9 protein-coding genes are annotated in these 10349 nt (G+C 65.6%); 7 read left to right on the top strand and 2 right to left on the bottom strand.

Features of this window, described 5'->3' with window-relative positions; all coding sequences use genetic code 11:
* Positions 1 to 37: 37 nt before the first annotated feature.
* Genes glcE through glcF form a run of 3 tightly spaced genes read left to right on the top strand, consistent with a single transcriptional unit; the run spans position 38 to position 3016 of the window.
* Positions 38 to 1294: a glycolate oxidase subunit GlcE gene (glcE, locus tag EOA38_RS16445; RefSeq protein WP_127299695.1), complete on the top strand. Its 1257-nt coding sequence runs from the start codon at positions 38 to 40 to the stop codon at positions 1292 to 1294.
* On the top strand, positions 1291 to 1680 hold the full coding sequence (locus EOA38_RS16450; protein ID WP_127221070.1) for a DUF4870 domain-containing protein: 390 nt from the start codon (positions 1291 to 1293) through the stop codon (positions 1678 to 1680). Before glcE ends, EOA38_RS16450 begins: the two co-directional genes overlap by 4 nt.
* A 10-nt stretch (positions 1681 to 1690) precedes the next feature.
* Positions 1691 to 3016 carry a glycolate oxidase subunit GlcF gene (glcF, locus tag EOA38_RS16455; protein ID WP_127299696.1) on the top strand — a complete coding sequence of 442 codons (1326 nt, stop codon included), beginning with the start codon at positions 1691 to 1693 and terminating at the stop codon, positions 3014 to 3016.
* A gap of 316 nt (positions 3017 to 3332) precedes the next feature.
* Here glcF and EOA38_RS16465 read toward each other — a convergent pair whose 3' ends face one another.
* Together EOA38_RS16465 and EOA38_RS16470 are read right to left on the bottom strand one after the other, a co-directional pair.
* Positions 3333 to 4253, bottom strand: a complete 921-nt coding sequence (locus EOA38_RS16465) for a bifunctional 5,10-methylenetetrahydrofolate dehydrogenase/5,10-methenyltetrahydrofolate cyclohydrolase (RefSeq protein ID WP_127299697.1) — start codon at positions 4251 to 4253, stop codon at positions 3333 to 3335.
* A gap of 309 nt (positions 4254 to 4562) precedes the next feature.
* Positions 4563 to 5303, bottom strand: coding sequence for a L,D-transpeptidase (locus EOA38_RS16470; RefSeq protein ID WP_127221067.1), 741 nt, complete (start codon positions 5301 to 5303; stop codon positions 4563 to 4565).
* 210 nt (positions 5304 to 5513) lie between these two features.
* Between EOA38_RS16470 and EOA38_RS16475 the strand changes: the two genes are divergently transcribed.
* The 4 genes from EOA38_RS16475 (at position 5514) to hisG (ending at position 10328) form a co-directional block, all read left to right on the top strand.
* The gene (locus tag EOA38_RS16475) at positions 5514 to 6152 is read left to right on the top strand and encodes a DNA-3-methyladenine glycosylase I (protein WP_126092597.1); all 639 of its coding nucleotides are present in this window, start codon (positions 5514 to 5516) and stop codon (positions 6150 to 6152) included.
* 741 nt (positions 6153 to 6893) lie between these two features.
* Positions 6894 to 8414, top strand: a complete 1521-nt coding sequence (gene hisS, locus EOA38_RS16485; protein ID WP_127299698.1) for a histidine--tRNA ligase — start codon at positions 6894 to 6896, stop codon at positions 8412 to 8414.
* 178 nt (positions 8415 to 8592) lie between these two features.
* Positions 8593 to 9714 (top strand): ATP phosphoribosyltransferase regulatory subunit, encoded by a 1122-nt coding sequence (locus EOA38_RS16495; protein ID WP_127299699.1) that lies wholly within the window; start codon positions 8593 to 8595, stop codon positions 9712 to 9714.
* Positions 9711 to 10328: an ATP phosphoribosyltransferase gene (gene hisG / locus EOA38_RS16500; RefSeq protein ID WP_127299700.1), complete on the top strand. Its 618-nt coding sequence runs from the start codon at positions 9711 to 9713 to the stop codon at positions 10326 to 10328. Before EOA38_RS16495 ends, hisG begins: the two co-directional genes overlap by 4 nt.
* The last annotated feature ends 21 nt before the right edge of the window (positions 10329 to 10349 follow it).

Here is a 10349-nt window from a genome sequence, read left to right on the forward strand (position 1 = left end):
GCCCTGGCCTTGCGGGGGCGAGGAAAGGCGCTTACTCATGACCACCTTCACCCCATCCACTTCCGCCGAAGTCCTCTCCACCGTCCAATGGGCGGCGGCGGAGGAAACGCCGCTGGAAATCCTCGGCCATGGCTCCAAGCGCGGCATCGGCCGCCCGCTGCAAACCGAGCACACGCTCGACCTGTCGAAGCTCTCCGGCGTCACCCTCTATGAACCGGCCGAGCTGGTGCTGTCCGCAAGAGCCGGCACGCCGCTTGCCGAAATCGAGAAGCTGCTCGCCGAAAACGGCCAGCAATTCGCCTTCGAGCCGATGGACTATCGTGCGCTGCTTGGCGGCGAGCCGGGCAGGGGCACGATCGGCGGGGTGCTTGCCTCGAACCTGTCCGGCCCGCGGCGTCTCAAGGCTGGCGCCGCGCGCGACCATATCCTCGGCATCGCCGCCGTCTCGGGCCGCGGCGAGGCCTTCAAGTCGGGTGGCCGTGTCGTCAAGAACGTCACCGGCTACGATCTCTCCAAGCTGATGGCGGGGAGTTGGGGCACGCTCGCCGTGCTGACCGACGTCACCTTCAAGGTCCTGCCCGCGGCCGAGACCGAGGTGACCTTGGCCATCCGCGGCCTGCTCGACGATGCCGCGGTTGCCGCCATGGCGCTGGCGCTGGGTTCCAGCGCCGAAGCCTCGAGCGCGGCGCATCTTCCGGAGCGGATCGCTTCGCGCGTCGCCACCGGCCATCTCGGCAGCGATGCCGCGACGCTGCTGCGCGTCGAAGGCTTTGGCCCGTCGGTCGTCTACCGCATCGAGGCGTTGCGGAACCTGCTCGGCAAGGCCGGTCCGCTGCAAGAAATCGCCGGCGAAACCTCGAAGGCGATGTGGCGCGACATCCGCGATTGCACACCCTTCGCCGATGGCGCCGAGAGGCCTGTCTGGCGCGTGTCGATGGCGCCGTCGCAGGCGCACCACATGGTGATGGCGCTGCGCATGCAGGCGGCCGTCGACGCTTTCTACGACTGGCAGGGCGGCCTGGTGTGGCTCTCCATGCGCGAGGATGATCCGGAGGCGGGGCTGCTGCGCGGATTGATCCGCAAATATGGCGGCGGCCACGCGACACTGGTGCGGGCGTCTGCCTCGCATCGCGCGGCGCTCCCGGTGTTCGAGCCGCAGCCGCAGCATCTGGCGGCGCTGTCGGCGCGGCTCAAGGCCGAGTTCGATCCGAAGCAGATTCTCAACCCCGGCCGCATGGCGCCGGGTGCCGGCTCTGCTACTCTCGCTCGACCAACCGAGGGATCAGCATCATGAGCAATACCGATCCAGGCCCGGGCAGCGGACAGCGCCAGACCGATCGCTGGCTGGAGCCGGGCCAGACCAACGCGCTGGTCATCTACATTCTTTACCTCGCCAGCCTTGTCATCGGCGTGACCGGCATTATCGGCATCGTGCTTGCCTACATCAATCGCGGCAAGGCGGGCGGCTTTGTCGAAAGCCACTACACATTCCTGATCAGGACGTTCTGGATCGGCCTTCTCTACGCGCTGATCTCCGTGGTCCTGATGATGCTCGCGATCGGCTTCCTGCTGATGTTCGCGGTCGCTGTCTGGTTCATCGTGCGCTGCATCCTCGGGCTGCAGGCGCTGCAGCGCGGCGAGCCGGTCAAGAACCCGCAAAGCTGGCTTCTCGGACAGTGAGGATTTTTGTGTGCAGACCAATTTCTCAGCCACGCAGCTTGCCGATCCGCATGTCGCGGAATCGGAGAAGATCCTGCGCAAATGCGTGCATTGCGGCTTCTGCACCGCCACTTGTCCGACCTATGTGACGCTGGGCAATGAGCTCGATTCACCGCGCGGCCGCATCTATCTCATCAAGGACATGCTGGAGAACGGCCGGCCGGCCGACAGGGAGATCGTCACCCATATCGACCGGTGTCTCTCCTGCCTTGCCTGCATGACGACATGCCCCTCGGGCGTGAACTACATGCATCTGGTCGACCATGCCCGCGCCCATATCGAGGCGACCTACAGGCGCCCGCTGCCCGATCGGCTGACGCGCGCGATGCTGGCTTTCGTGCTGCCTTACCCGGGCCGCTTCCGCGCCGCATTGAAGCTGGCCGGACTCGGCAGGCCGTTCATCGGCCTGTTCGAGAAGCTGCCGGTGCTGAGGCCGGTCGCCGCCATGCTGAAGCTCGCGCCCTCGTCGATCCCGCCGGCATCGCCGATGGCATCACCCGGTACACATGCCGGCCAGGGCGCGAAGCGCGGCCGCGTCGCCATCCTCACCGGCTGCGCGCAGTCGGTGCTCGATCCGGCCATCAACGAGACGACCATCTCCTTGCTGACAAGGCTCGGCGTCGAGGTCGTGGTGCCTGAAGGCGAAGGCTGCTGCGGCGCGCTCGTCCATCACATGGGCCGCGAGGATCAGGCCCTTGCCTCGGCTAGGCGGAATGTCGACGCCTGGGCACGCGCGATCGAGCAGGGCGGGCTCGACGCCATCATCATCACCGCGTCCGGCTGCGGCACCACGATCAAGGATTACGGCTTCATGCTGCGCCTCGATCCCGCCTATGCCGAAAAGGCGGCGCGCGTTTCGGCGCTGGCCAAGGACATCACCGAATATCTTGCCGCTCTCGATCTGCCCGAGCCGGTGCGCAAGCCGGGCACGATCGTTGCCTATCACTCCGCCTGCTCGATGCAGCACGGCCAGAAGATCACGCGCCAGCCGAAGGAGCTACTCGCCAAGGCAGGCTTCGTCGTGCGCGAGCCGCGCGAAGGCCATCTCTGCTGCGGCTCGGCCGGCACCTACAACATCCTCCAGTCCGAGATTTCGGCCAGGCTTCGCGACCGCAAGGTCCGGAATATCGAGGCGACCGGCGCTTCAGTTGTCGCCACTGGTAATATCGGCTGCATCACCCAGATCGCATCCGCAGCGAAACTGCCGGTGGTGCATACGGTGAAGCTGCTCGATTGGGCCTATGGTGGCCCGAGGCCGGAAGGCGTTTCGGAGCGAGAGCTTGTGGCGGCAGAGTGACGCTTGGGCGTAGTGACCAAGGCAGCGGCTCCAGGTTTCGAGTTCGCCAAACAACTCTTCGGAGTGCTGGCGCTGCCCCTCACCTGCCTGCCGGCATCCTCTCCCCGTATAGAGACGGGGAGAGGATGCTGTCATCGCCGGTTTCGCCAATCGCCAAGGAAGGGTGCCGACTTTGCGGCCAGCCCCTTCTCCCCGTCACTATACGGGGAGAAGTGCCCGGCAGGGCGATGAGGGGCGGCGCCGGCTTCGACAATTGGCGTCTCAGCAAAAAGCTGGAAACGGCACTTGGTTGAAGCAATAGCCTGGCGTGCCCCGCCTACTCCGCCGCAAGCTGGTCCGCCACGCCGTAGGTCGCGCGGTAGAGCGCGCGCTGGCGATTGAGCGCCACCATGGTGTTGCGCAGCAGGATCGCGACCGTCAGTGGGCCGACGCCGCCAGGTACCGGCGTGATCCAGGAGGCCACCTCCTTGACGCTCTCGGTGTCGACGTCGCCGACGATGCGGCTTTCGCCGTCGGGCCCGATCTCCGAATTGATACCGATATCGATAACACAGGCGCCCGGCTTCACCATGTCGGCCTTGATCAGCCGCGGCTTGCCGACGGCGACGAACAACGCGTCGGCGCGCCGGGCGTGCGCCGCCACTGAGCGCGTCATGTGATGGCACACCGTCACCGTCGCGCCCTCGCTCATCAACAGGAAGGCGATCGGCTTGCCGACGATCTCGGAATGGCCGACGACGACCACCTCGAGCCCTTTGAGGTCGAGGCCGGTCTCTTTGAGCAGCTCGACCGATGCTGCCGCCGTGCACGGCGCCAGATCGAGCTGGTTGTAGACGATGTTGCCGATCGAGGCCGGATGCATGCCCTCGACGTCCTTAAGCGGATGCACCGCCGCCTGCAGCGTCTTGATCGGGATATGCGCCGGCACCGGCCGCTGGATGATGATGCCGGTGACGCGCGGGTCGGCGTTGAGGCCGTGGATCGCCGCTTCCAACTCGCCCGCCGTGATGTCGGCGGCAAAGCGCCTCTCCTCGAAGCCGATGCCGGCAAGCTCGGCCTTGGCGCGCTGGTTGCGCACATAGACTTCGACCGCCGCTATGTCACCGACGGAGATCGAGACGAGCTTCGGCGGAAAGCCTTCAGCGGTGGCAATCGCCGCGTCCTCGCGCACGGAAGCGATGATGCGCTGGGCGACCGGACCACCCCGGAGATAGCGGCTGTCGTCGGACCGGGACATGACTGTGACCTTTGGAGCTGGAACCGTTGGCGTGGGAAATTGTGCGCTGCAATAGCAGAGGACGGCCGGGAAATCAGCCCCCGAAAACGAAACGGCCTGCTTTCGGCGCGACCTGCCGCCAGCCGTGAAAGCGAAAAGGGCAGCGCGGTTTCCCGCGCTGCCCTTTCGTGACTGGCCGTATCCCCACACGGCCCGTCCCCCGTATTCGTTGCCAGTCTAAGCACGTCTCCTAAAAGCGCGCTATGGCTTCAGAGCAACAGCAAGCGCCAAAAACGCCTCAGCGCCGCCTTACTGGCTGATGCGCGGTGACTATATCACCTCGACCGTCGTTCCGACATTCACGCGCTCGTAAAGGTCGACGACGTCCTCGTTGCGCATGCGGATGCAACCGGAAGACACCGCGCCGCCGATCGTCCACGGCTGGTTGGTGCCGTGGATGCGGTATTCGGTGGTGCCGAGATAGAGCGCGCGCGCGCCGAGCGGGTTCTCGATGCCGCCGGCGAGATAGGTCGGCAGGTAGCGGCCCTTGGCCGCCTCGCGCTTGATCATCACGGCTGGCGGGCGCCAGTCCGGCCACACCTTCTTGTCGGTGATCTTGTGCGTGCCCGACCATTCGAAGCCAGGCTTGCCGGTGCCGACGCCGTAGCGTCGCGCCTTGCCGTCCTTCTCGACCAGATAGAGGAAGTTCTGGTGGGTATCGATGACGATGGTGCCGGGTTTCTGCGGGCCGTCATAGGCGACTTCCTGCGGCAGATAGATCGGATTGATCTGCGGCCGCATCGCCATGCGCTTGGCGGGCTGCTGCACGGCCGCGGTGCGCTGCTGATCGGGCTGCGCCTGGAAAAGCCGCCGCGGCTGCTGCTGCGTCGCCTGCCGGGTCGGGCGCACGATGCCGGGCGCGTGGCCGAGCTGCAGCACCCAGGGCGCCGAAAGATCGGGGCTCACCATCACCGGCGGCCTGTCGGCATAACGGTCATCGGCAAGTGAGGTCGTCGCGCCGGCGGCAAGAACCGCGGCTGCGCCGAGCAGTAAAGTGAACGCTGTCTTCATCGGAACGCCCCTCGATCGTCGAACTCGTCCGAGGGAGTGCCCTCGGGTGCAGCGATCCTTGGCGTGGAGCGGCAACCGAAACATGAATCGGAATGCGTAAAATGCCGCTTTGTCAGTAAACCTTTTGGTGTGGTTACCGGCCGGTTCAGGAATCTGGTAAAGCCACGGTAAAACGGGCGCCGAGGCGCATTAACGAACGGATTTGTGGCAATGGGATACGAAAATGCCGGCCTGCTCGACGGCCCCGACGGTATCGCGCGCTGCTTCTGGCATGGCAATCTGCCGGACTATCTCCACTACCACGACCACGAATGGGGCCGACCCGTGGCGGACGACCGCCGGTTGTTCGAAAAAATCTGCCTCGAAGGTTTCCAGTCCGGCCTGTCGTGGCTGACCATCCTGCGCAAGCGCGAGAATTTCCGCGAGGCCTTCGCCAATTTCGACTTCGATCAGGTGGCTCGCTTCACCGATCATGATGTCGAGCGCCTGCTCGGCAATGCCGGCATCATCCGTCATCGCGGCAAGATCGTCTCGACCATCAACAACGCCAAGCGAGCCCGCGAGCTCGCCGATGAATTCGGTTCTTTAGCCGCCTGGTTCTGGAAGTTCGAGCCGGGTCCCGACGAGCGGCCCGAAATCGTTGACCTCGCGCATCTGCGCGCCAATCCGACGACGGCGGTCTCGGTCAGGATTTCCAAGGAATTGAAGAAGCGCGGCTGGAGCTTCGTCGGCCCGACCACCGTCTATGCCTTCATGCAGGCGATGGGCCTGGTCAACGATCATCTCGAAGGCTGTGTGTGCCGCGCCGAGGTGGAGGCGGAGAGGAAGAGGTTCAAGCGGCCGAAGTGAGCACTCTTTCCCTTCTCCCCTTGTGGGAGAAGGTGTCGCCGAAGGCGACGGACGAGGGGTGCTCCAGGGAACGCCAGCGCCTCACTCCGCTGGAACACCCCTTATCCGTCTCGGCGCTGCGCGCCGATCCACCTTCTCCCACAAGCGGAGAAGGTCAGGGTGCACTCAAACGCCGCCGGCGCCCGTCAAAAACAACCCGGCAAGGATGGCCGCCACGGCCGCGACGGCCGGGTAGATACCAGCAGGCCTGTCACCAGCGCGTCGCGCAAGGTGGGCTTTTGCGCTTCCGCCGCAACCTCGAACGGCCCGGCCGGCTACTGGGCCGGCTTGAGCGCGAGCCTATCGGCAGGCCGCAGCCTGGCAATTGGCTTGCCGCTCTCGATGATGTCGATCTGTTCCGCCATCGCCCCGAACCCCTTGTTTCCGGGGCGCTTTATGGTCTTGGATTGTGTCTGCAGCGTGCCGCGCTGATGGCGGAATTGTTTCGAAGGCGCGTCTATGCCTTCTCCCCTTGTGGGAGAAGGTGGCCGAGCGAAGCTCGGTCGGATGAGGGGTGCTCCAGCTTGGCACCGACGGTGCTCCGGCCAACACCCCTCGACCGTCTCGGCGCTGCGCGCCGATCCACCTTCTCCCACAAGGGGGGAAGGGAAGGGGCGCTAACCCTTGCCGCCCAAGGCTGTATCGTCTAGGACACGCCCGCTCGAAATAAGTCAGCGTTTATCAAGCGAAAAGACCCAACCCATGGCCGACAAATCGGAAAAGACGAAAGCGCGGCTGCCGCGCGGTTTTGCCGACCGCAGCGCCGAAGACATCCGCGCCGTCGAGAAGATGATGGCGACCATTCGCTCGGTCTATGAGCTTTACGGCTTCGAGCCGGTCGACCAGCCGATGATCGAATACACCGACGCGCTTGGAAAATTCCTGCCCGACCAGGACCGGCCGAACGAAGGCGTCTTCTCCTTCCAGGACGACGACGACCAGTGGCTGTCGCTGCGCTATGATCTCACCGCGCCGACCGCGCGCTTCGTCGCCGAGAATTACGACCGCCTGCCGAAACCTTACCGCAGCTATCGCTCCGGCTGGGTGTTCCGCAACGAAAAGCCGGGTCCCGGCCGCTTCCGCCAGTTCATGCAGTTCGACGCCGACACGATCGGCACGCCGGGCGTGGCTGCCGATGCCGAAATGGCGATGATGATGGCCGACGTTATGGAAGCGCTCGGCATCAAGCGCGGCGACTACGTCATCCGCGTCAACAACCGCAAGGTGCTGGACGGTGTGCTGGAAGCGATCGGCCTCGGCGGCGACCAGAATGCCGGGCGCCGGCTGACGGTGCTGCGCGCCATCGACAAGCTGGACAAGCTCGGGCCGGAGGGCGTTCGTCTTCTCTTGGGTGATGGGCGCAAGGATGAGAGTGGAGATTTCACAAAGGGTGCGGGTCTGAATGAAGACAAGATCGCAGCCATTTTTGCGATCGTATCGCTCAGCTACTCCGATTTGGAAGGAGGCATTCCCGACATCAAGGGTATCCCAGCAGTCGCTCGCGACGCAGGCGAATTGCATGATGGATTTCATGAGCTGAGCACAATCAATCAGTTGGTTCGCGCGAGTGGATACGGTGCTGATCGGATCAAGATCGACCCTTCCGTCGTGCGCGGCCTCGAATACTACACCGGCCCGGTCTTCGAGGCCGAACTCCTGGCCGAGATCCCCAATGAGGACGGCCAGATCGTGCGTTTCGGTTCGGTCGGCGGCGGCGGCCGCTATGACGGGCTCGTCTCGCGCTTCCGCGGCGAGCCGGTGCCGGCCACCGGCTTCTCGATCGGTGTCTCCCGGCTGATGACGGCGCTGAAGAACCTCGGCAAGCTCGACACCGCCGATGTCGTCGCGCCGGTCGTCGTTCTGGTCATGGACAAGGACATGGAAAGCCTCGGCCGCTATCAGAAGATGGTCGCCGACCTGCGCGCCGCCGGCATCCGCTCCGAAATGTATCTCGGCGGCGCCGGCATGAAGGCGCAGTTGAAATATGCCGACCGCCGCGGCAGCCCGATCGCCGTCATCCAGGGCGGCGACGAGCGCGCCAAAGGCGAGGTGCAGATCAAGGACCTGATCGAAGGGGCGCGCCTGTCGGCCGAGATCACCGACAACGCCGAATGGCGCGCCGCAAGGCCGGCACAGGTGACTGTGGCGGAGGGCGAGCTGGTCGCCGAGGTGAAGAAGATCCTGGCGGCGCAGGCGGCCGATCGCGCGAAAGGTGGCGCTTGAACACCCCCCTCTGTCCTGCCGGACATCTCCCCCTCAAGGGGGGAGATTGGATGTCGCACATGCTTTCGCCAATCTCCAACGCCGCGGATTTGGCGGCATCACCGAAGCTGCCGATCTCCCCCCTTGAGGGGGAGATGGCCGGCAGGCCAGAGGGGGGTGCCTCGCGCCCAGCCTATCAATGACCTCCCGCTACCCCGCCATCGCCGCCGACATCGTAAAACTCTTCGCCGCGCGCGACACGCACGCCGTCGAAGTCGCCGTGCTGCAGCCGGCCGATCCGTTCCTCGACATGGCCGGCGAGGATCTGCGCCGCCGCATCTTCCTGACCGAGAGCGAGACCGGCAAGACGCTTTGTCTCAGACCGGAATTCACCATTCCCGTCTGCCTCGACCACATCGCCAGCCAGGCCGGCACGCCGCGCCGCTACTCCTATCTCGGCGAAGTGTTCCGCCAGCGCCGCGAGGGCGGCAACGAGTTCTTCCAGGCCGGCATCGAGGATCTCGGCGACCGCGACACGGCCGCTGCCGATGCCCGCTCGCTGGCCGACGCGCATGCGCTGCTGTCGCTGGTGCTGCGCGGACAGACGCTTGCCGTGACGCTTGGCGACCAGACCCTGTTCGAGGCGGTGCTGGCGGCGCTCGGCTTGCCGCGCGGCTGGCGCATGCGGCTCGCCCGTGCCTTCGGCTCGGCGCCGATGCTGGAGGCAGCCCTTGCCGATCTCGCCAATCCGCCGCGCAACAGCCAGCTCTCCGGTCCGGTCGCCATGCTGGTGCTCGACGGCGATGCGGAAGGTCTTGCCGCGCATATCGCCGCCGGCATGGAGGAGGCCGGCCTGTCGGCTTCGTCCGGCCGTGCGCCGGCCGACATCGCGCGCCGGCTGATCGAGAAGGCGCAACTGCGCAGCGTGCGGCTGTCGAAGGAGGCGTTCTCGGCGCTGAAGGGCTTTCTCGAGATCGACGTCGCGCTGGGTGGCGCGACCGAGGCACTCGAAAAATTCGCCGCCGATGCCGGCCTGTCGCTGGGCGCGGCGCTCGAGAATTTCGCCGCCCGCGCCAGCGCGATCGAAGCGCACGGCCTGCCGGTCGAAAAGATCCGCTACGACGCCGCCTTCGGCCGCCCGCTCGATTACTACACCGGTCTGGTCTTCGAAATCGCGGCCGCCGACGGCGACCGGCCGCTGGTCGGCGGCGGCCGCTACGACCGGCTGCTGACGCTGCTTGGCGCCAAAAAGCCGATCCCCGGCGTTGGCTTCTCGGTCTGGCTCGACCGCATCGAGGCCTTGCGGGAGAGCGCGAAATGATCACGCTGGCGATCCCGTCGAAAGGCCGTCTCAAGGAACAGTCGCTGGAGGTGCTGGCCAAGGCCGGCCTGGCGGTCACCTTGCCTGAGGACGACCGCAAATACCGCGCCCTTGCCGATCTCGGCATCACCGGCGAGGACCTGTTGCGCGAGAACCTTGCCGACTGGGAAGCGCGCGCCGAGATCGTCGCCCGCCTCGGCTTCGGCCACGCCGATGTCGTGGTGGCCGTGCCGGACATCTGGCTCGATGTCGACACCATGACCGATCTCGACGATGTCGCCGCCGATTTCCGCCAGCGCCATGGCCGACGCTTGCGCATCGCCACCAAATATTGGCGGCTGACGCAGCAGTTCTTTTCGCTGAAGCACGGCATCCAGGTCTACCGCATCGTCGAAAGCCTCGGCGCCACCGAAGGCGCGCCGGCGGCGGGGCTGGCCGACGTCATCGTCGACATCACCACCACCGGCTCGACCTTGCGCGCCAACCACCTCAAGGTGCTGGGCGATGGCGTGATCCTGAAGTCGCAGGCCTGTCTGGTGGCTTCGAAGAAGGAGCGTGATGCAGCCGATGAGGCGCAGTTGCGCGATATAGCCGCGAGAATCCCTCCCCCTTGAGGGGAGGGTGGACAGCCGCCG

The sequence above is a fragment of the Mesorhizobium sp. M1E.F.Ca.ET.041.01.1.1 genome (assembly GCF_003997355.1).
GTDB lineage: Bacteria > Pseudomonadota > Alphaproteobacteria > Rhizobiales > Rhizobiaceae > Mesorhizobium.